We start from the raw sequence: 20,735 nt of genomic DNA, 5'->3' as shown, positions 1-20,735 counted from the left end.
CTACGCCTGTCTCTCTCTGGCGTCCCCCGCCAAGCAACTTTCATGCCTGGTGCCGCTGATCTTCCCTTGCCCCCGACCTGCCTGAGCCTATGAACCGTGCTGAGCGCTTTTCCTCCCGCTACCAGCCCTACCTGTGGGTGGTGGGCGATGGTGTGGATCATCTGCCCCTAGATGAATTGGTGGGGCAGCGCTATCGAGTGGTGGCTCCGCGTCTTTGGCTCGATACCCAACCTGACCAACGGCCCGACACCCCCGATACGCTGCCGGATCAGGCTCTCCCCTATCTCCACACCCATCCCCTGCGGTTGCACGTACCAGGGCTCTATGGGGCACTTCAACCCGGCTTGTCGGCTCCAATTCTGTTGTTGGAAAATGCGCCGATTCACCCCCAGGCGGGGATTCTGTTCCCGGATCTTGAAACGGCCCTGGCTGAGGCCAATCCCCTGCGCCAAATGCAATGGATTTGGCAAACCTGGGAACTGTGGCAGCGGCTAGAGGCTTACGGTCTGCGCCGTAGTCTGATCCAGCCCCAGAACATTCGGGTAGAGGGCTGGCGGATTCGGTTACTGGAACTCTATGGCGATGAGGTGGCCCTTGGTTTAACGGATCTCGCGGCCCTGTGGCAATCCTGGCTGCCGCCACTGCACCCTTCCGTGTCCGAGCCCCTAGCGGCATTGATCTCAGAGATGGAGGCGGAACAGGTTGCGGATGACACCCTGGAGCAACGGCTGAACCAACTGCTGCTAGAGCAAAGTGCCCTGAGGCCGGGACGCTTTGCCCTGGCCGGAGCTACCGCCATTGGCCCCACCCAGCCCCGCAACGAAGATGCCTGTTGGCCCGATGGCCTCACCCTGGATGCCCAAAGCGACGGGGGATTACAGGTGGGGATCGTCTGCGATGGAGTGGGTGGCCACGAGGGCGGCGACATTGCCAGCCAGCTAGCGATTCAGTCCCTTCGGCTACAACTGCAAACCCTCTTGGCGGAGGTGGAGAAGGAAACCCAGATTTTGCCGCCCGATCTGGTTATCCAGCAGATCGAAGCGGTACTGCGAATCGTCAACGACCTAATCTGCTTTCAAAACGACAACCAAAATCGGGTGGGACGACAGCGCATGGGCACCACCCTGGTGATGGCGGTGCTGGTGGCCCAACGGGTGACCACCGAGGCCGGGGCGCAACGGGTCACGGAGGTTTACCTGGCTCACATCGGCGATAGTCGTGCCTACTGGATCACCCCCGACTATTGCCACCTGCTGACGGTGGATGATGACATCGCCGGACGGGAGGTGATCGCCGGACGCCAAACCCTCTCCCTGGCCCTAGAGCGCAGTGATGCCGGAGCCCTAACCCAAGCCCTCGGTACCCGCAGCGGCGACTATTTTCAACCCCACATTCGGCGTTTTTTGCTAGACGAAACGGGGATTTTGCTGCTCTGTTCCGATGGTCTCAGCGACCACTACCGGATTGAAGACGCCTGGGCCAACTACATTGGCCTGATCGTCAAAGACATTGTCACCCTGGAATCGGCGGTGGCCTCCTGGCTGGAACTGGCCCACCAAAAAAATGGCCACGACAACACAGCCGTTGTCCTAATTCAGCACCGCATTGCCGCCCCCGCCGAAGCCCCCACCGATACCTCCCCCGCCGCTACCCCTCGCATTTCCCCCACCGAAGCCACCCTCTATGGCGAAACCCAAGAGGAAGAGACCCGTGCGCCCCTATCGCCCAGGCCCAAGCCTGTGCCCCTGTGGGTGTTGCTGATCTCTGGGGCCATTTTGCTGACCGCCGTGGCCAGTTGGTGGTTCACCCGTCCCATCCCAGAGCCAACAACGCCCGAAGATCCCAGCGAACTCCCCGTTGTGCCCCCCAGCGAAAGCAATCCAGAACAAGAATCCGAGGACAGCCCCGATCCAAACAGCGATGCCGAGGCTGATCCCGGCACCACCAACTAATCGCCTAGCCCCACCCTGGCCCCTGACCGTCCGTTATCGTCCCGGAATCAACCCGCTGCCCAGGCGCTTCATCACCCGATTGGCAATGTCGGCGTACTGCACTTCTCCGGCCAAAATTTGGCCCAAGCGCTGGGTAGCGGTGGGGCGTTTGATGCCGACTCGGTAGCCGATCCCCGGCACCCGGAAGAACAGACCCGAAATCCGCTTCGCCCACTGCATATCCTCCCCCCAAGAGGTTTGCATGTCGGTGGTGTAGTGGGCCAGGGCATCGGTGTCGCCGGAGAGCGCCCGATGGATCGCCGCCGCCGCCTTGACACCGCTGATCATGCCGGGACGAATGCCCTCGGAGCTGAGGGGATCGACAATCGCCGCCGCCTCGCCCACTAGCACCGCCCGCTCGGTGTGGAGGGGATGTTGACCGTCCCATAGTTTTAGAGCATGGTGATGGGCCTGGGCCTGGGCGGGATCGACGCCGATGGTTTGACAGTAGTGGGTTAGGGCGGTTTGGTAGTCCGCCAGAATCTTATCGGTGGCCTTGCCGACCGCTGATTTGCCCACAAAAGACGCCGCCCCGATGGCATAGCCCTGACGTTTCGGGAAATTCCACAGACAGCCCTGCTTCACCAGGCCAAACTCAAAGCTCATGGGAAAACTGTCCGGCACTGGATCCGCCGTGGTCACGTCCCAAATCATGGCCGTCCGCAGGGGCAAGGCGGGAAAGCCCAGCCACCCCGCCATCGGCCCCTGGGCACCATCGGCGGCCACCAGGTAGGCGGCGTTAAACATACCGTTGGGGGTAGACACCTGCCACTGATCCCCGGTGAGGGCGATCCCCGTCACGGGCGTTCCGTCCTTGACCTCGGCCCCTTGTTTTTGGGCTTGCTCGACGAGGAACTGGTCAAACACCTCCCGCCGCACCATCCAGATCGGCTCGGCGGTTTCCAGGGCGGCATCCACAGGGTCGTCGAGCTGGTAGGTGTAGCGCACCTGTCGCCGCTGGCTGTCGATGGCGGGGGCAAAGTCGAAGTCAAAATAGGCGGCCACGCTGGGGGAAACGGCCCCACTGCAAGGCTTGTAGCGCGGCAGGGAGGCAGCTTCTAACATCAGCACCGAACGCCCCTGTTTGGCCAAGTGATAGGCCGTTGCCGATCCCGCTGGCCCTGCCCCCACCACAATACAGTCGTACATCGCGCTTCTCGCCCCTCTTCATACCCACGTTATGTCCTCCCAGCCTAGGGGAAAACTGGATGCCTTCATGCATCGATCAAGAAATATGTTAAGTTGTGTGAATAACCTAGGGATTGTTCGCTGTCAAGCATCACGGTCATGCTTTGACGGACTCGAAGAAGGGCCATCGTGTCCAGGCGGTCATCGCCCATTCTCAATATGCGCCCTAGGCCCGCAGCAATGGGAGGTACTGTTCATTCTTCCTGATGCTGAAGGATAACGTTTGTACCTGTTGTTGCTAGGAATCGATGCATGGGGCTGAAGCCAACGGTTGCCTTTAACCATTTAGGATGCGAGAAAAATCGCGTTGATACCGAACATATGCTGGGCTTGCTGGTGCAGGCGGGCTACGGCGTGGATGCCAATGAAGAATTGGCCGATTACGTAGTCGTCAACACCTGTAGCTTCATTGAAGAAGCCCGCAAAGAGTCCGTGCGGACGCTAGTGGAACTGGCGGAAGCGAACAAGAAAATTGTGATTACGGGCTGTCTGGCCCAGCATTTTCAGGACGAATTGCTGGACGAATTGCCGGAGGCCGTGGCCCTGGTCGGTACCGGGGACTACAACCGCATTGTGGAAGTCATCGAGCGGGCCGAAGCCGGGGAACGGGTGAAACTGGTGACACCAGAACCCACCTACATCGCCGACGAAACCGTGCCCCGCTACCGCACCACCGCCTCCAGCGTGGCCTACCTGCGGGTGGCGGAGGGCTGTGATTACCGCTGTGCCTTCTGCATCATTCCCCACCTGCGCGGCAACCAGCGCTCCCGCTCCATCGAGTCCATCGTGGCCGAAGCCAAGCAACTGGCCGAGGAAGGGGTGCAGGAGTTGGTGCTGATTTCCCAAATCACCACCAACTACGGACTGGATCTCTACGGCAAACCCGCCCTAGCGGAACTGCTGCGGGCCTTGGGTGAAGTCGATGTGCCCTGGATTCGGATGCACTACGCCTACCCCACGGGCCTGACCCCAAAGGTCATCGACGCCATCCGCGACACCCCCAACGTCTTGCCCTACCTGGATTTGCCCCTCCAGCATTCCCACCCAGAGGTGCTGCGGGCCATGAATCGCCCCTGGCAAGGGCAGGTGAACGACGACGTGATTCACCGCATCAAGGACGCCTTGCCGGAAGCGGTGCTGAGAACCACCTTCATCGTCGGCTTCCCTGGGGAAACCGAGGAACATTTCGAGCATTTGCTGGCCTTTGTGGAGCGCCATCAGTTTGATCATGTGGGCGTGTTCTCCTTCTCCGCTGAAGAAGGCACCCCCGCCTACAGTTTGCCGAACCAACTTCCCGAAGCGGTGCGGGAACAGCGGCGCGAAACCCTGATGCTGGCTCAACAGCCCATCGCCTGGGCCAACAACCAGGCGGAAATCGGCAAAACCGTGGAGGTGCTGATCGAGCAGGAAAACCCCGCTACGGGCATCACCATCGGTCGTTCTAGCCGCTTTGCCCCGGAGGTGGATGGCGTCGTCTACGTCACCGGGTCGGCCCCGCTGAACGCCCTTGTCCCCGTTACCATCACCGCCGCCGACACCTACGACCTGTTCGGCCAAGTGACCGAATCGCCCTAGCGTCCCCACGCCCTACGGTTGATCCCCAGGATTGCCCGCCGCCTTCGGCCCAAGTTTCCGCCCGTTTCCCCCGATTGTGTCATCTCTTCGAGGATCCGCTATGACCTTCTCCTTTGCCAGCCTAGGTTTGTCGGCTGCCCGTGTCAGCCATCTAGAATCCCTGGGCTACCACGAGCCCACCGCCATCCAAGCGGAGGCCATTCCCCACCTGCTATCGGGTCGGGATTTGATTGGTCAGGCGCAGACCGGGACGGGCAAAACCGCAGCCTTCTCCCTGCCGCTGATGGAGCAGGTCGATCCCAATAATCCTGCGGTGCAAGCCCTGGTGCTGACCCCCACGCGGGAACTGGCCCTCCAGGTCTGCCAAGCCATGCGCAGCTATCGCATCCAAGGCCGTCCCAAAATCCTGGCCCTCTACGGTGGGCAGTCCATCGACCGTCAGCAGGAGCAACTGCGTCGCGGGGCGCAGATTGTGGTGGGCACCCCAGGCCGCGTTCTTGACCTGCTGAATCGGGGCACCCTCTCCCTCAAAAACCTGGGCTGGCTGGTGCTGGATGAAGCCGACGAAATGCTGAACATGGGCTTCATTCAGGATGTGGAAAAAATCCTCAGCAAAGCCCCCGCCAATCGCCAAACTGCCTTCTTCTCCGCCACCATGGCCCCCGAAATTCGGGAATTGACCACCAAGTTCCTGCAATCCCCGGTCACGGTGACGATCCAAGCCGCCAAAGCCTCCCCTCGGCACATTCAGCAGATTTCCTACGTGGTGCCTCGCGGCTGGACAAAGGTACGGGCCTTGCAACCGATTTTGGAAATCCAGGATCCTGAATCCGCCATCATCTTTGTGCGCACCCGTCGCACCGCCAGCGACCTTACCCGCCAGTTGCAGGCCGCAGGCTACAGCGTCGATGAATACCACGGAGACCTCAGCCAGTCCCAGCGGGAGCGACTGCTGCTGCGGTTCCGCCAACAACAGGTGCGCTGGGTGGTCGCCACCGACATCGCCGCACGGGGCATCCATGTGGATGACCTCACCCACGTGATTAACTTTGACCTGCCCGATGCCGTGGAAAGCTATGTCCACCGCATTGGCCGCACCGGACGAGCGGGCAAAACCGGGGTAGCTATTTCCCTCGTGACCCCCCTCGAAAAGTACAAGCTGCGCCAAATTGAACGGCATACCAAGCAGTCCATGACCGTGATGCAGATTCCCACTCGTGCCGAGATTGCCGCCCGCAATCTGGAGCGCCTACGCAGCCAGGTGCGGGAAGCCATCACCAGTGAGCGGCTGGCCTCCTTCCTGCCCATTGTGTCCCAACTCAGCGAGGAGTACGACATCCACACCATCGCCGCCGCCGCCCTGCAAATGGCCTACGACCACACGGTTCCCGCATGGCAGCGCAGTGATCACCATGTCCAGACAGACGCCGCCAGCGCCAAGCCATCGGGATCGAGCAAGCCCAGCCTAGCCCCCAAAAAACGGAGTCAGCGCGGTGCCCAAAACCAGCCCGTAGAATCTCCCGGCAACTAAGCCCCGACGGTGATCCCCTGGGTTCAAGGTCAGCGTTGTTTCATTAGATTACGTATGAAAGAACACAACCCAAACCCTGGGGCATCCTAGAATTAAGGCACACGGGATCGCGCCGCTGCCTACTCTGGGAGGTCTTGAGCCATGCTGGTCATGATGACGGATAACCAAATCATCTCACCCCACACGGTCTGCCAAACCTGTCTCCTGGCGGATCACAACGGCGAACCTCGTTGGCGACACGGCAGTCTTGGCTGCGGTCGCTTAGTCACGGGTCTGGATCACAGCCAACCCGCCCAGTTTGAATGCCAAATGGGTTTCCGCGTCGCCAGTGTCGAGTGATCGGCGATGATGAGGATATAGTTGTTCTTGGTAAGAGCGAGACCGCTTAAGCGACTACAACCCCTGGTTGACTGGAAAAAGTTGTCTTCAAGCTACTGAATAGGTTGAAGCGCGTTGGTTTTGGGGATTTGAGAAAGCAGTGGTAACCTGCGTTCTACGCTTAGATGCTGATTCTGTTGGCGAAGTCGAAAGCGTTCTTAGACAGCCGGATTAAGCGCTGCAAACCGAGAGGGCCGAGGCTTGGCATGAGGCTCATCGTTTAACCCATTCACCACCCACACAAGGTTCATCGCAGTGGCGGTCAATAGGGGTTGTAGGTGTGTTTTTGTCAGCCCGATGTGGCGCATCCGTCTGATCCCAAAAGCTTGGATGCCCTGGGAAAGGGTACCCTCGATGCCCGCCCGTGTGCCGCCAATCGCCTAGACAAGTGATCGGTTGCTGGTTTCAGTCCATCTCAAACTGGCTGAGATCGCAGGCATCGGGCGCTTTCGCCTGCCCAATCAACTGCGGTCGCGTTGCAGGCCTTGTCCATCGCGACGGTTGCGATACTGCGCTAAAAACCCTGACGCTACCTATGGGCTTCCCAGCTTCTTCAGGCATCACGAGATGACGTTGAGTACGCTTACGTCCCTCGCCCTATCTTCGATACTTCGACCGAGGCACTTTGCCATGCCGCCTGATTGGATAAAATCAAGTTCAGGTTTACCAAGTTTTTACAGTGGCTTTCTCGTTTTATATAAAAGTATATTTCCCTTGGGGAGAATGCTATAACCCCCCTCCGAAAGGGGGAATAATTGGGTTAAGGTGGCACTATCCCCCCGCACTGGCCCCGAGAGACACACCCACTGGGTCCGCATGAGCTACTGTATTCATCCTGATTGCCCTCAACCTAAGAACCCGCCCACCGTGACGCACTGTCAAGCCTGTGGGTCGGCCCTATTGTTGCGGGATCGTTACCGGGTACTGCGAGCCTTGGGGCGTGGCGGATTTGGGGCTACCTTCCTAGCTCGGGATGAAATGCTGCCCGGTAAGCCCCCCTGCGTCATTAAACAACTGCTGCCCTCCAGCGAATCGGCGCAGCTCATCGAAATGGCGCGGGATTTGTTTCAGCGGGAAGCCAAAATTCTTGGCAAACTGGGTAGCCACCCCCAACTACCCCGCCTGCTCGACTATTTTGAGATCGAACAGGAATTTTTCCTGGTGCAAGAATTTATCAACGGAGCCACCCTTCAGCAAGAGGTGAAACGGGGTGGCCCCTTTACCGAGGCTGGGGTGAAGCAATTCCTCAGCGAAATTTTGGGCATGATCCAGTTCGTCCATTCCAACCACGTCATTCACCGAGACATCAAGCCCGCCAACATCATTCGCCGCGATCAGGACAAAAAGCTGGTGCTGATTGACTTTGGGGCCGTAAAGGATAAGGTGAACCCGGCCAAAGCCGCCAGTTCTGAACAAACTGCCCTCACCGCCTACGCCATTGGCACTCCGGGCTATGCCCCCCCAGAGCAAATGGCCATGCGCCCCGTCTATGCCAGCGATATCTATGCCCTGGGGGTAACCTGCATTTATCTGCTCTCCGGCAAAGCGCCCAAGGATCTCAACTACGACCCGATGACGGGGGAATTGCTCTGGCGCGATAAAGTTCACGTCAGCGACCACTTTGCCAAGGTACTAGAAAAAATGTTGGAGATCTCCGTACGCCATCGCTACCAATCGGCGGAGGCGGTACTGCGGGATCTCGATCTGGAGCCCTACCTAGCCAGCTTGGCCCAAAACATGGCCACCCCCAGCCAGCCCAAGGATCTCAATCCCGCCCAGAACGGCCACACTAGCCCCCATGCCGCCTTCTCCCCCGCCAATGAGGATCGGTCACCCGCCTCCTCCGCTGCCCGGATGGCCGCCGCCATTCGAGCCAGACGTGAACGGGCCAGCAGCAGCCAGTCGGGGGCTTCCTCGGCGGGGATGGGCCACACCTCTCCCCACACGGCCACGCCCAAATCGGGTACGCCATCCTCCGCCCGTCAGCCCGCTCGTCTTCAGTTGACCTCTGAGGAAGTGAAGCAAAAGTATGCCAAGGGGCGGCGCGATTTCTCCCTTCAGACCTTCAGTACCCTAGATGTTCAGCGTACCGCCTTGTCGGACATTAACTTCAACCAGTCCAAACTGCCTAACGCCAATTTCCAGGGGGCAGATCTAAGTCATGCCAACTTTGGGCGGGCCAGCCTCACCAAGGCCAACCTACGCAACACCAAGCTGATCAAAGCCTACTTCCACTATGCCAATCTAGAGGGGGCCGACCTGCGAGGGGCCAACCTCACCCAGGCTTGTCTCTCCAATGCCAATCTGCGGGGAGCCAACCTTTGTGGATCCGATCTCACCGGAGCCCTTGTTACCGACGAACAACTGTCCACCGCCCGCACCAACTGGTCTACGGTGTTGCCCAATGGCCGTCGCGGCATCCTCTGATTCCTCTGATATTTACGGTTTCTTCGACGGGTTCTTTCTGCATTCATCGGGCAATGACCATGGCTAACTCCTCTGATCCCCTGGCAGGGGACGCCCTTGTTAAAGAAGTGTGTCGCCGTATTCGGGTGGCCCGTAGCTATTGGGATGCCCACAATAACGCGGCCTGTCGAGGGGAACGCGAAAAAGCCCTCGCCCTGTATCACCAACTGACGAAGGAACAAAAGGACAAAATCCCCCAAACCCTGCGGGTGTGGCTACGCTACCGCAGCGAGAAATATTTTGGAGCCCACCGCACCCCGCCCAAGGCCAAGGGCCGATCCGGTAAAGGCCACAACCGCCAACCCCTCTAGGTTACACCCCAGACCCATGGCCATGCAGGGGCTTGAGAAGTGGGGCTTAACGGTGATCCCTGGGCCGTCCGTGATAAAAGGTATAGGTATCAAACAACATCCCTACCAAGCTGGAAGTAGCCCCCATGGTGATGAGGCCCTGGCGGGGGTCGCCGCTGCCGAGTACCGCCAGCACACCGATGAGGGGGTGGCTCCATGGGGCGTTTAGGTTGCCCCCAGGCATACAGGCTTGGGCAAGGCCAAGACCGACTAGGATCACCCCCACGATCACCACGGGGAGGAGCCCAGCGACCACCGCCGTCATGGCGAGGGACTGGAGGTAGCGCCCAAGACCCTTGGTGCTAACGGTTATGGTTTTTGGGTTTGCCGTCACCGATTGAGACCCCAGTTGGTGAAAGGATGGAAACTTTTAACACCTTAAACAGCCAAACCGGAGATGAACCAGACCAGTGAGAAAACTTCAAGCTCGTTAGCGTCTCGTTGTAAACCGCTGCCTATTGTTGCAAAGGGGTGAGCTACGGGACAGCCTCGCCTTAGGAAACTGTAACCATCCTCGCAACCTCACGGCGGTGGGGGCAGCCTGATATCCTGGGAGGAGCTATGGTGTTGGAAAGGGGACCCAGGACGGGTATCCACGGGTATCCAGTTCGATTAGGCATCCATCACAAGCACCCATCACAACGGGAGGAAAGGCGTGGCACAGGCGACGGAACGTTCCAGTTTGGGGCAGTGGGGGCAGCGGCTTTTGGCGGCCCTGTTTTTAACGGGACAGGTGGTGATGCATCTGATTTCGCGCCCCATCCACCGTCGCAACACTCTAGACCAGATGGCGGCGGTGGGGCCAGAGTCGTTGCTGATTGCCCTGATTACGGCGGCCTTTGTGGGCATGGTGTTTACCATTCAGGTGACCCGTGAGTTTTTGACCTTTGGCGCGGGCACGGCTGTGGGGGGCGTGTTGGCGCTCACCCTCGCTCGCGAACTTGGCCCGGTGCTAACGGCGGTGATTATTGCCGGACGGGTGGGTTCAGCCTTTGCCGCCGAAATTGGTACCATGCGCGTCACAGAGCAGATTGACGCCCTCCATGTGCTGAAAACCGATCCCATTGATTACCTGGTGATTCCCCGCATCCTGGCCTGTGCCCTGATGTTGCCCCTGCTCAATGTGCTAGCCTTCCTCACCGGAATGACGGGCGGGCTGATCATTGCCACCACCCAGTACGGGATTGCCACCTCAGTCTTTTTAGATTCGGCCAAAAACTTTCTGTCGGTGTGGGATTTGGTGAGTTCCTTAATCAAAGCCTTTTGCTTCGGTATCCTAATTGCCGTCATTGGCACCAATTGGGGCCTCACAACCACGGGCGGAGCCAAGGGCGTAGGACAATCCACCACGACCGCCGTAGTCACCGCACTCCTGGCGATTTTTATCAGCAATTTCTTCCTGTCTTGGCTGATGTTCCAGGGCACGGGGAGCGCGGTTTTAGGTTCAGCCTCTGCCACCGCTGGCATTGGCTAAGCAGCCGAATGTTGGACTAGCCTTGGCTGGGGAGATCCTAGACGGGCCGGGAAAACCTGGCTTGAGGTGTGCCAGTGCCCTGTGCCAGTTGTCGCGGGTGACTGAGAACCACGGGCCTGGGTCTCCTCTACGGACTCGACCATCGTTTAGAGACAGACGCCTAAAAGGGCCATAAATGCAGCTTTTTTAAGGGGTTTAGGCCGAATGGCTAGCCAGGAAATGTCGTGGTGTATCACCCACTACGGAAAGTGTCATGGCTGTGAGAAGACGTCCCAGATCCCAGCGCTACAACAGGGTTACAGCGTGAGACAAGGAATCGCTATCGGCCTCACCGCTGCCCCTGCCCCAACCGCATGATGCGAACTCAGGCCAGGTTGGGCGGGCCTTCTACACACACAGTTTGCCCTCGGAGAATTACCATGAAAACTCGTTCTATCGCCGCTATCGCCCTAGGTCTGACCGCTGCTTCCATGGTCGCCCTGCCCATCACGGCCCAAGCCCAAGAACGCCCCACCGACGTTAACTACGTGGGGGCTGGGGTTGCCGTTGGCGATCTGGGCAACAGTGATTTCGGGTTGTCCATTAACAGCAAAATTACCGTGGCCGATCAGGTCTCGGTGCGCCCTGGGGTGATGTCTAACCTCAACTTCAGCGAACCCAACGGCGAAACCGTGTTCCTGCTGCCCGTCACCTACGACTTCAATCCCATCACCCACAACGGTCGGCTGCTGCCCTTTGTGGGCGGTGGGGTGTCGGTGTCTACCGAAGGGGCCGGGGCGGTTGGCCCGCTGGTTACGGGCGGTGTAGACTACCGCATCACCGACCGAGTGGTGGCCAATGGCACCGTGAACTGGTCGATCTACGGCAACAGCCAAGTGAACGGCACCATCGGCCTGGGCTACACCTTCTAAGAAAATCACCCTAGGAGGCTGAACCCCTAGGATCTCAATCCGTCGGATCGTCGTTCTCTATCCATAAAGCCCCCAGAAACTTGGTTTCTGGGGGCTTTTTTAAGCGGTAGGGTGGCTTCGCGAAGCCATGTCCCCCAGCCCTGGATAGCCCCTAACCAATACGGATCAGTTCCACATCAAACACCAGGGTGGCATTGGGGGGAATGACGCCGCCTGCTCCACGGGAGCCATAGCCCAATTCCGATGGAATTACCAGCTTGCGTTGACCGCCCACGCGCATGGTGGCCACGCCTTCATCCCAGCCTTTAATCACCTGGCCCACGCCGATTTGGAAGGTGAAGGGTCGGCCCCGGTCGCGGGAGCTATCGAACTTGGTACCGTCTTCCAGGGTGCCCGTGTAGTGGACGGTGACCCGCTGGCCAGACTGGGGCATAGCTCCGGTGCCTTCCACGAGGTCAACATATTGAAGACCAGATTCCGTGGTAATTAGGGTTTCATCGGTCATGGTTACAGGGGATTCTGGAGCGTTAGGGGTGAGGTCAGCCGCTGCCTGGGCAAGTTGAACGGGGGCTTCGGCAGGGGCCGTTGCTGCCACTGGGGGGGGCGTTAGGTTGGCGGCGATGGCCTCCTGGTTGCCAGGGGTGATTTTAGCCACCAACAGCACCACACAGCACACTGCTAAAATTCCAAAGCTAATTAAAATCTCTCGCACAATGGATCTCCCATGGATGGCCTATTGACCGGATCATCATATCCGGATCACACGTCATGGGGCTGGTTTGCCCCCAAGATCAGCGGGCGATACGAAAAAAAGCCGCCATGGGTCATGACAGCTTCTTTCAGCCACGATGGCTTCAGTCTCGTATCCTTGACGCTCTGGGAGACAAAGCTAGAGGTGAAGCCCGGTTTCATGCTCGGTCTAGCTTATTTGAAGCCCACTGCCGCTTGCCACACAAAGGCCAGCAACAGGAAAAAGACGGGAATAATCGGCAGCACATCTACCAGGGGATCGAACAGCGAATAGGCTTCGGGTAGCTTAGCCAGCAGCATTACAGCATCCATGAACGGTTAATCCTCTCTCTACACAGCCAAATGAACCTAACCGATTGACGAAGGGAAACACCCCGTGCCCCTGGTTTCAATCGAAATGTATCAGAATTATGACGCATTTTATCACGCTGTGATCGCTATCCTGGGGCAAGGGCCACGGTCGATTTCGTCCGGAAACTGGGCATACTGACCACAGGGACAGAATCGGAGGGTAGCCAAGCTACGGGAGGCCGCCGATCCCGTACCGTGTTGTTTATTGTTCTAACCTCCATTGCCGCCCGTATTCCGTCACAAAGCCCATGGTGCCGCCTCAACCCACGTCCCAACCTAAGCGTTCTGGCCGATCAACCCAGGATCGGACGGTGGACCTCACCCCCGATCAGGCGGGGGCACTGGCGGCGCTGGATGACTTTGTGGCGGGCACCGAAAGGCTGTACCTGCTGACGGGCTACGCAGGCACGGGCAAAACCACCCTGTTGCAGGCGTTTATCCAGGGCTTGCGGCAGCGGGGGGATCATCGCCCTATTGTGCTGACGGCCTTTAGCAACAAGGCAACCAAAGTGCTGGCGACCATGGCGGCGCGGTGGCGGCTGGAGGTGGATGCCATGACCTGCTGCAAGCTGCTAGGACTGCGTCCGGTGGTGAACGAAGAGGACGGCAGGCAGGTGTTCCAGATCGATCAAAAGCAGCGCAGCCAGTTTGATCGCTATCGCCTGGTGATTGTGGACGAATGCTCCATGGTTAACGAAGAACTGTGGGAACTACTGGTGAGTGCGGTGTCGAACCTGTACCACGGCACCCAAATTTTGTTTGTGGGCGACCCAGCTCAGTTGCCCCCGGTGAAGGAGCCGGAATCCGCCTGTTTTCGCCACATTCTGCACCGCAGCGAACTGACGGAAGTGGTGCGCTACGGCGGGGCCATTGGTGTGATTGCCGAAGACCTGCGCCGCAACCTGGAACGCGCCCATTTACCCCACTTCCAAACCGACAGCAACGCCGACCATACCGAGGGCTGCTTTGTGTTGCCCCGCCCCACCTGGGAAAAGCTGCTGATCCGAGCCTTCACCAGCCCCAGCTACCAAGACAACCCCGACCAAGTCCGCGCCTTGGCCTACACCAACCGCCGCGTCGCCGATCTCAACCGTATGATTCGCCGCGCCCTGCACCCGCCCAACGCGCCCCGTTTTGTCTCCGGGGAACGCCTGATCGCCCTCAACCCCTGTCTGAACGAAGAGACCCTGGTACTCTCGACGTCTGCCGAATGTGAAGTGATCTACACCGCACGGGGGCGCGAGGGGGAATGGCCCGTGTGGATTTTAGAAGTGGAAACTGAGGAAGGCGACTACAAAACCCTGCGCGTTCTGCACGAATCCGGTCAGGGCGAATTTCAATCCAAGCTGGATGTTCTGGCCAAGGAAAAACGCTGGATGGAATTTTGGGATCTGCGCCAGCGCTTCCACGAAGTGGACTATGCCTACAGCCTCACGATTCACAAAAGCCAGGGCTCCACCTTCCAAGACGTGTTTGTGGATATTCCCTCCATGGGGGCCAACCGCAACATCATCGAGCGCAATCAACTCTGCTACGTTGCCTTTACCCGCGCCGCCAAACGATTGTTCTTACATCAATAATTGGCATGGGCGCACTAATTGGGCGCACTAATAAGGCCATTTCATTGCAGAGCAACGACAGGCGTTAGCGGTTCGGTTAGAAACGCCCCCTGACGACGACGGGGCAATGACACAGGGATAGTTTTTTCATGGAGTACTCTTAGCGGGATGATCGCCAAGGAGTGCCCCCAGGCTGGGTGGGCTTTGGGCAAGGAGGTCTCGCCCTTGCCCAAAGCCCTGCACACTGTATACATTAGGAAGTACATCGAATGACAACAGCAACGACAACGCCGGAAATTGGCATCATCATGGGCAGCGATTCGGATTTGCCCACCATGCAGGCGGCGGTGGAGGTGTGTGACGCCTTTGGGGTGGCCTACGAGGTGGCGATTGTGTCGGCCCACCGCACCCCAGAGCACATGGTGAAATACGCCCAAACAGCGCGAGAGCGCGGGCTGAAGGTGATTATTGCCGGAGCCGGAGGGGCCGCTCACCTACCGGGGATGGTCGCCGCCCTAACGCCCTTGCCCGTGGTGGGGGTGCCCGTGGTCAGCCGCACGATGCAGGGGCTAGATTCCCTCTACAGCATTGTGCAAATGCCGGGAGGGATCCCAGTGGCGACAGTGGCCATTGGCAATGCCAAGAATGCGGGGCTGCTAGCGGTGCAAATTTTGGCCTGCCATCGCCCGGATTTGCTGGATCAAGTGGCCGAGTATCGTCGCCAGTTAGAGGCCGAAGTGCTGGCTAAACAAGCCCAGCTCGAGACCCTCGGTAGTCAGGGATACCTACAAAATATGGGCCAGCGTTAGGGCTAACCGGAAATACGGCGTAATTTTTCCCTGAATTCCGTCTTAATCCCAATCCTAGGCGCAATAACTCGATGCTTTCGCCTCCTTTTGGGGTGATATGTATTTCCTGATACAGATTGACGCCCTCAGAATTGATGGAATCATCTTGTTCTGTAAAGCTACGGTAACGTTGCGGTGATGCAAGCCAGTCCTCTCTGGTGTTGCTGTGGCAACTGGGCCATGAGGCGTGGGCTTTTCAGGGGTGGCATGGGCCGCTCCAAAGGAGTTGCTTGGGTTACGTCATGTTTGGCCTACGGACTGACTAAGTCGTAGATGGTTGGCTCCCCTACCAAGTCTGCTACGCCGCTGTCTGGCTTTGGCTGGATTGTTTGGCAGATAGGCCGTGTTTGCTGTCTGATTGTGTTGAAGGAACGTCTGTCAAGATGTCTAATTTAATGTTGAAAAATCGTTCTAAGTTCCGGAGGCGGTCAAAGCCGTCCTTCTGGACTGCCAGTGTGCCGCCCTTTGACCAAGCGGCGAAGCGGATCTTTGGTCGGGTTGGCAGTTGGGCTTGGGTAGCTTGTATTCCCCTCGCCATCACGATTCTGGTCACCTGGGGCTTTGCGGCCCATGCCCAGGAAGAACTGACGGCGGAGGATGTGCAAGTTGTCCTCAACAACATTTGGGTCACCATCGCGGCCTTCCTGGTGATTTTCATGAACGCCGGGTTTGCCATGGTGGAAACCGGATTTGCCCGCCAGAAAAATGCGGTCAACGTTCTTACTAAAAACCTGATTGTGTTTGCCTTGGCAACCCTGGGCTATTGGTTCATTGGCTTCTCGCTCATGTTCGGGGCCAATGGTAATCCCTTCGTTGGCTGGGGCAGCTTCTTCCTAGGCGGTGCCCCTGAACTGTATGGTCTGGGGCCGGATGGTCTCAACCTCTCCAAAGACACCTTCTTCCTATTCCAGGTGGCCTTTGCGGGTACGGCGGCAACCATTGTGTCTGGGGCCGTGGCCGAGCGCATTAAATTTGTGGACTTCTTGGTGTTCAGTATTCTGCTGACCGCCATTGCCTATCCTATCACCGGGCACTGGCTCTGGGGTGGTGGTTGGCTGCTTGAATTGGGCTTCCACGATTTTGCGGGTTCCACCATTGTTCACTCCGTGGGCGGTTGGGCCGCGCTGATGGGGGCGGCTTTCCTTGGCCCCCGGATGGGCAAATATAACGCCGAAGGGCAGGTCAATGCGCTACCGGGTCACAACCTGAGCATTGCTACCCTGGGTTGTTTGATTCTGTGGCTGGGCTGGTTTGGGTTTAACCCTGGTTCTCAGTTGGCGGCAGATTTGGCGGTTCCCTATATTGCCGTAACCACCAACCTAGGGGCGGCGGCTGGCGGTGTGGCCGCAACTTTCGTCTCCTGGGGCTTGAGCGGCAAGCCTGACCTGTCCATGACCATCAACGGCATCCTAGCGGGTCTGGTCTCTGTGACCGCTGGTTGTTATGTGTTTGGTTACGGCGGTGCCTTTTGGGCTGGGTTGATCGGCGGTGTGCTGGTCGTCTTTGCCGTGGGCTTCTTCGACAGCATCAAAATTGACGACCCCGTGGGTGCCACCTCCGTCCACCTCGTCTGCGGCGCATGGGGAACCTTGGCTGTGGGTCTGTTTGCCAACCCCAACAACTTCACCCAAGGCGGCGAAGGCATCAGTGGCTTGTTCTTTGGCGGTGGCCTTGCCCAACTGGGCATTCAGTTTGTGGGCGTCCTGTCCGTCGGCCTCTTTACCGTGGTACTGTCCAGTATCTTCTGGCTCGTCCTGAAGTCCACCATGGGTCTGCGGGTCTCCCCCGAAGAGGAGATGAAGGGTCTGGACATCGGAGAACACGGCATGGAAGCCTACAGCGGTTTCCTCAAGGACACCACTGACATGGCCGGGATGATGTAATTCTGACGAGGTTTGGTTCTCGATAACCTAACCTTCCATGGTGAGAGGGGTTGGCTACGGCTGACCCCTTTCGTGCTTTAACCCTTTCGTGCTTTAACCCTTTCGTGTTTTAAATTGGTTTCACGGATATTGGGCTTTACGGATGTTTGGTTGAACAACGATTGATTGAACGAACGCTCTTCCCTTCAACATGGCCAACGTCGCCCCAGTGCGTCATTAACAGGTATGTCTCCTCCCTTAGATCGAACAGCCCTTTACCAGCTTCTTTTGGCTTTGCCGCCGCCTCAATTTGAGGCGCTGTTGTTTGATCTCAACCCACCCAAGGGCAATGTATCTCCTCCCACGGCTCCCCAAGGGCAGCGAGTGCCAGAACTGCTGACCTGGGTAGATAGCCCCGTTGGCCCCGGTTTAGAGGCGTTGAGGATTTCGCTGGAAAAATGGGCGGTCGTTGCCGATTTGTCATCGCCCCAGGATGACACCCCTCCGCCTGACCGACTGCCACCCCAAAAAACACCTCTGCTCTTAGCCCGATTAGGAGGGCTGGCCCTAGCGAGTGGGTTGGCCATGGCCTCCTTGGTGTCTGTCGTCCGTTTTTTTGGAGCCTTCGAGCCCCTGGAGCTAATGGCCTACGACCATGTGCTAACCGCAAGGCCAGCGGAACCACGCAGTGATCGCATCATTGTGTTAGAAGCAAACCGGGCCGTGGTAGACGCTGAGCAACTCAAAGAACCCAAAAACCTGGCAGAGACCCTATCCGACGCCACCCTCACCGCTGCGATTCAAAAGCTACAGGCCTATGGTGTCAGTGTTATCGGCGTGGATTGGTATCTGCCCGATGATCTGACTCAGTGGTCCGCATCGGTTTTGCCTATTTTTCAAGCCCCCGGTCTCGCCGATCACAGCAGGATCTACGGCCTATACCTTCAGCCCTACCAGGGGCGCACAGGCGAAGAAAATTCGGTGCCAGCCCCCCACCCCCAGGCCATTCCTCCAGAGCGCGTGGGCTTTAGCAATTTTGCGATCCATAGGAAAGGTGAAGGGGAAAACGTCCTGCGCCGACAGATCGTCAGCAATGGTTTAGGCGATACCGTTACCGCACCACCCTGCCCCTCAACCCAAGCCTTTAGCACCCTCATGGCCCTAGGCTACTTGGAAGCTAACCACCCCGACCTTGGCCCCTTCACCCCGCCAGACTTCTCTAGGGTGTTGGAGTCTCGCCGCAACCGTTGGCTTCTGGGACGGGCCACCCTAAACGGCCTAAGTTCCTACAGCTTTATCTATGGTGGCTACCAAGATCTCGAGCCTGGTATCTTTGAACTGATGCTCAACTATCGAGAGCCAGCGGGGAACGATCTCCGCGCCGCCTTTACCCATAAGTCCCTCTACGATTTACTAGAGAATCGGCTCGATCCTGCCGCGTTTCAGGGCAAAGTAGCGCTGCTAGGGCTTACCGACGACACCCGCATTAGCGATAGATTTTTAACTCCCTACGGCGACGAACTCGGCGTTACCCTCCATGCCCACATGGTTGACCATCTGATCAGTTTGGCCCTAGGGGAGCGGCGGCAAATTTGGGTATGGACAAGGGTCGGCGAATTTGCCTGGATTTTGCTGTGGAGCCTGTTGGGCGGAGGGTTCGGTCTGCTAGGACGACATCGCCCTGGGTGGCTCGCCGGATCGCTAGCGGCTGGACTATTGGGCATTTACCTTTCTAGCCGCTTGGCGATGGGCACTGTAGCTCTTTGGTTACCGATGGTGCCGCCCATGGTGGCCTTCGTGCTGGCCCAAGGCACTGTGGTTTATACTGAGGCCACGCTACAGCTTACCCGCTCTAATCACTCCAAAATCAAACCTTGAGGGATGCATGGGTAATGACAAACCAATGGCTAGGACTCTTTACCATGGCGATAGGGCTGAGCCTTGCGAATTCTCCAAGCTTAGCCAACCCCCACCCCATACCCGATCCAATGATCTATGCTCAAGGTGCCCAGCCCGAAGGCTTTTGGGTGCGCACCTGGCAGCGGCTGCGGGGGCGTTCCATCCCTAATCAACGAAGTGGTTCCACAGGGCGGGGCGGGGCCAATCATGATCGCTGCCTCTACACCACCGAAGAACTGCTGGCCCTAGTGCCTACCGCCGCCGAAACAGGCTTGCCTTATCTAGAACCCGTCCTCACAGGCCACCCCACCTGGTGGTTCTATGTGCCCTACGCAGGCAACGGTCGCCTCCGGGCGGAATTTGCCCTCATCGACACCGCCGAAACCATCCTCTACACCACCGAAATCATCCTCCCCCCAAAGTCTGGACTAATGGCCGTTTCCTGGCCAGAAACCGAGCCACCCCTCTCTCCAGGAAGCACCTACCGCTGGGTCTTCTCCATTCGCTGCAACCCCACCAACCGCTCTGGCGATGCCACCGTCAACGGCTGGATCCAACGCGCCACCGCCGAAGAGTCTGCGGCCCTCGCCACCCAGCTTGCCGCCGCCCCCAACCCCTACGCCGTCCTCGCCGACTCCCTCTACTGGTTCGATCTCCTGGCTACCCTAAACACCCTTAAAACCACGAACCCTCAACGATTTTCGCTCCTGTGGGATGGGTTACTGTGCCAGGTCTATGCCCAGTCCGACCGCCTTACCGCCCTAACCGAAACCTGCCCCGACCTCTCCAGCCTGCCAGAACCAAACTAATTTCCTGTCCCTGGCTAACCTTGTCCTCTCTGTCCATCTCCAGCCATGCCCCAGCCCCCAGAAAATCCCCAACACCGCCAACTTCAGCCATGGCTCAAGCCCTTTGGTATGGTTTCGCTCTTGGCCAGCAGCTACCTACTCGCCCCATGCGCCCAAGCCGTCGAGTCAGTCCCCCGACGGGTGATGCAACCCCACCTACAAACGGGATTAACACGACTTCGCCAACCCCGTCTTCAACCCCTGGCGTTTATCTCAGACCACCACCTCAATCCAGTACGTTTGGAGGACTTAGAAGGGCGAAATCTGGCCCAAGATATGCCCTTGCCGAGTCAAGATGTCCCCAATTCCCCAACGATTGAAGCCCCGGAAGTCACTCTCACAGATGTTCAGATTGTGGGAAACCAAGTATTACCTTTGGCTGTCGTAAGTCGAATTTTTGCACATCAAAAAAAATAAACCCTTTAATCCCGCTGACTTTCAAGCTGGTCTTGACGCTATCAATCAGTGGTACCAAAATAACGGCTATGTCTTGGCCCACGTTGTTTCAGCACCACGCGTCTCAGATCAAGGAGTAGTTACGTTAGAAGTAGTCGAAGGGGTGATTGAAGCTATTGAAATACGATTTGTAGATGAAAATGGCAATACTACCAATGGGCACCTCGATTAATCGAGCATTCAGGGAATTGCCGTCTCAAAAAAGAACACAGTGAGACAGGAATTTCCCTTCCATCGCACTGTGTCAGTTGTGACTCAAATGAATTTATCAGCGTTGCCTTATGGCTTCACTTAGAAC

18 protein-coding genes are annotated in these 20,735 nt (G+C 58.1%); 14 read left to right on the top strand and 4 right to left on the bottom strand.

The features are described from left to right. The first annotated feature begins 89 nt into the window (after window positions 1–89). Complete coding sequence (locus tag H6G62_RS15405; RefSeq protein WP_190496682.1) at window positions 90–1,952, top strand: protein phosphatase 2C domain-containing protein; 1,863 nt, start codon at window positions 90–92, stop codon at window positions 1,950–1,952. 33 nt (window positions 1,953–1,985) lie between these two features. Here H6G62_RS15405 and H6G62_RS15400 read toward each other — a convergent pair whose 3' ends face one another. After that, window positions 1,986–3,140: a geranylgeranyl reductase family protein gene (locus H6G62_RS15400; RefSeq protein WP_190496680.1), complete on the bottom strand. Its 1,155-nt coding sequence runs from the start codon at window positions 3,138–3,140 to the stop codon at window positions 1,986–1,988. Between the two features lie 291 nt (window positions 3,141–3,431). On the opposite strand from H6G62_RS15400, the gene rimO reads away from it, so the two are divergent. From rimO to H6G62_RS15370, 5 genes are all read left to right on the top strand, one after another. Then, window positions 3,432–4,754 (top strand): 30S ribosomal protein S12 methylthiotransferase RimO, encoded by a 1,323-nt coding sequence (rimO, locus tag H6G62_RS15395; protein ID WP_190496678.1) that lies wholly within the window; start codon window positions 3,432–3,434, stop codon window positions 4,752–4,754. 100 nt (window positions 4,755–4,854) lie between these two features. Continuing rightward, complete coding sequence (locus tag H6G62_RS15390) at window positions 4,855–6,285, top strand: DEAD/DEAH box helicase (protein WP_190496676.1); 1,431 nt, start codon at window positions 4,855–4,857, stop codon at window positions 6,283–6,285. A 141-nt stretch (window positions 6,286–6,426) separates the two neighbouring features. Further along, window positions 6,427–6,624, top strand: coding sequence for a hypothetical protein (locus H6G62_RS15385; protein WP_190496674.1), 198 nt, complete (start codon window positions 6,427–6,429; stop codon window positions 6,622–6,624). 855 nt (window positions 6,625–7,479) lie between these two features. Further along, the gene (locus H6G62_RS15375; RefSeq protein WP_190496672.1) at window positions 7,480–9,090 is read left to right on the top strand and encodes a serine/threonine-protein kinase; all 1,611 of its coding nucleotides are present in this window, start codon (window positions 7,480–7,482) and stop codon (window positions 9,088–9,090) included. Between the two features lie 59 nt (window positions 9,091–9,149). Next, window positions 9,150–9,440: a Precorrin-3B methylase gene (locus H6G62_RS15370; RefSeq protein ID WP_190496669.1), complete on the top strand. Its 291-nt coding sequence runs from the start codon at window positions 9,150–9,152 to the stop codon at window positions 9,438–9,440. A 46-nt stretch (window positions 9,441–9,486) separates the two neighbouring features. Here H6G62_RS15370 and H6G62_RS15365 read toward each other — a convergent pair whose 3' ends face one another. After that, window positions 9,487–9,813 carry a hypothetical protein gene (locus tag H6G62_RS15365; RefSeq protein WP_190496668.1) on the bottom strand — a complete coding sequence of 109 codons (327 nt, stop codon included), beginning with the start codon at window positions 9,811–9,813 and terminating at the stop codon, window positions 9,487–9,489. A gap of 321 nt (window positions 9,814–10,134) precedes the next feature. Between H6G62_RS15365 and H6G62_RS15360 the strand changes: the two genes are divergently transcribed. Together H6G62_RS15360 and H6G62_RS15355 are read left to right on the top strand one after the other, a co-directional pair. Further along, window positions 10,135–10,953: an MlaE family lipid ABC transporter permease subunit gene (locus H6G62_RS15360; protein WP_190496666.1), complete on the top strand. Its 819-nt coding sequence runs from the start codon at window positions 10,135–10,137 to the stop codon at window positions 10,951–10,953. A 419-nt stretch (window positions 10,954–11,372) separates the two neighbouring features. Then, window positions 11,373–11,864, top strand: a complete 492-nt coding sequence (locus tag H6G62_RS15355; protein WP_199325016.1) for a hypothetical protein — start codon at window positions 11,373–11,375, stop codon at window positions 11,862–11,864. A gap of 151 nt (window positions 11,865–12,015) precedes the next feature. On the opposite strand, the gene H6G62_RS15350 is transcribed toward H6G62_RS15355, so the two are convergent. Further along, a complete protein-coding gene (locus H6G62_RS15350) occupies window positions 12,016–12,576 on the bottom strand; it encodes an FKBP-type peptidyl-prolyl cis-trans isomerase (RefSeq protein WP_190496664.1) in 561 nt (186 codons plus the stop codon). A 212-nt stretch (window positions 12,577–12,788) separates the two neighbouring features. Continuing rightward, entirely contained in the window at window positions 12,789–12,926 is a 138-nt protein-coding gene (locus H6G62_RS15345; protein WP_190496662.1) for a photosystem II reaction center protein K, read from the bottom strand. 287 nt (window positions 12,927–13,213) lie between these two features. On the opposite strand from H6G62_RS15345, the gene H6G62_RS15340 reads away from it, so the two are divergent. From H6G62_RS15340 to H6G62_RS15310, 6 genes are all read left to right on the top strand, one after another. After that, window positions 13,214–14,545 (top strand): AAA family ATPase, encoded by a 1,332-nt coding sequence (locus H6G62_RS15340; RefSeq protein ID WP_190496660.1) that lies wholly within the window; start codon window positions 13,214–13,216, stop codon window positions 14,543–14,545. Window positions 14,546–14,793: 248 nt separating this feature from the next. After that, on the top strand, window positions 14,794–15,333 hold the full coding sequence (gene purE, locus H6G62_RS15335; protein WP_190496658.1) for a 5-(carboxyamino)imidazole ribonucleotide mutase: 540 nt from the start codon (window positions 14,794–14,796) through the stop codon (window positions 15,331–15,333). Between the two features lie 434 nt (window positions 15,334–15,767). Then, window positions 15,768–17,255: an ammonium transporter gene (locus H6G62_RS15325; protein ID WP_190496721.1), complete on the top strand. Its 1,488-nt coding sequence runs from the start codon at window positions 15,768–15,770 to the stop codon at window positions 17,253–17,255. 225 nt (window positions 17,256–17,480) lie between these two features. Next, on the top strand, window positions 17,481–19,112 hold the full coding sequence (locus H6G62_RS15320; RefSeq protein ID WP_190496653.1) for a CHASE2 domain-containing protein: 1,632 nt from the start codon (window positions 17,481–17,483) through the stop codon (window positions 19,110–19,112). Between the two features lie 14 nt (window positions 19,113–19,126). Then, complete coding sequence (locus tag H6G62_RS15315; protein ID WP_190496651.1) at window positions 19,127–19,942, top strand: DUF928 domain-containing protein; 816 nt, start codon at window positions 19,127–19,129, stop codon at window positions 19,940–19,942. Between the two features lie 436 nt (window positions 19,943–20,378). Beyond that, on the top strand, window positions 20,379–20,609 hold the full coding sequence (locus H6G62_RS15310; RefSeq protein WP_190496649.1) for a POTRA domain-containing protein: 231 nt from the start codon (window positions 20,379–20,381) through the stop codon (window positions 20,607–20,609). The last annotated feature ends 126 nt before the right edge of the window (window positions 20,610–20,735 follow it).

Source organism: Phormidium sp. FACHB-1136 (assembly GCF_014697375.1).
Lineage (GTDB): Bacteria > Cyanobacteriota > Cyanobacteriia > Phormidesmidales > Phormidesmidaceae > Nodosilinea.
The sequence above is the reverse complement of the archived record's forward strand: the minus strand, read 5'-3'. Positions and strand labels throughout refer to the sequence as shown.

Excerpts from the sequence above, each read along its gene's own strand:
- H6G62_RS15405 (WP_190496682.1), top strand. The coding sequence starts at position 90 with ATGAACCGTGCTGAGCGCTTTTCCTCCCGCTACCAGCCCTACCTGTGG.
- H6G62_RS15400 (WP_190496680.1), bottom strand. The coding sequence starts at position 3,140 with ATGTACGACTGTATTGTGGTGGGGGCAGGGCCAGCGGGATCGGCAACG.
- rimO (WP_190496678.1), top strand. The coding sequence starts at position 3,432 with ATGGGGCTGAAGCCAACGGTTGCCTTTAACCATTTAGGATGCGAGAAA.
- H6G62_RS15390 (WP_190496676.1), top strand. The coding sequence starts at position 4,855 with ATGACCTTCTCCTTTGCCAGCCTAGGTTTGTCGGCTGCCCGTGTCAGC.
- H6G62_RS15385 (WP_190496674.1), top strand. The coding sequence starts at position 6,427 with ATGCTGGTCATGATGACGGATAACCAAATCATCTCACCCCACACGGTC.
- H6G62_RS15375 (WP_190496672.1), top strand. The coding sequence starts at position 7,480 with ATGAGCTACTGTATTCATCCTGATTGCCCTCAACCTAAGAACCCGCCC.
- H6G62_RS15370 (WP_190496669.1), top strand. The coding sequence starts at position 9,150 with ATGGCTAACTCCTCTGATCCCCTGGCAGGGGACGCCCTTGTTAAAGAA.
- H6G62_RS15355 (WP_199325016.1), top strand. The coding sequence starts at position 11,373 with ATGAAAACTCGTTCTATCGCCGCTATCGCCCTAGGTCTGACCGCTGCT.
- H6G62_RS15345 (WP_190496662.1), bottom strand. The coding sequence starts at position 12,926 with ATGGATGCTGTAATGCTGCTGGCTAAGCTACCCGAAGCCTATTCGCTG.
- H6G62_RS15340 (WP_190496660.1), top strand. The coding sequence starts at position 13,214 with ATGGTGCCGCCTCAACCCACGTCCCAACCTAAGCGTTCTGGCCGATCA.
- purE (WP_190496658.1), top strand. The coding sequence starts at position 14,794 with ATGACAACAGCAACGACAACGCCGGAAATTGGCATCATCATGGGCAGC.
- H6G62_RS15325 (WP_190496721.1), top strand. The coding sequence starts at position 15,768 with ATGTTGAAAAATCGTTCTAAGTTCCGGAGGCGGTCAAAGCCGTCCTTC.
- H6G62_RS15320 (WP_190496653.1), top strand. The coding sequence starts at position 17,481 with ATGTCTCCTCCCTTAGATCGAACAGCCCTTTACCAGCTTCTTTTGGCT.
- H6G62_RS15315 (WP_190496651.1), top strand. The coding sequence starts at position 19,127 with ATGACAAACCAATGGCTAGGACTCTTTACCATGGCGATAGGGCTGAGC.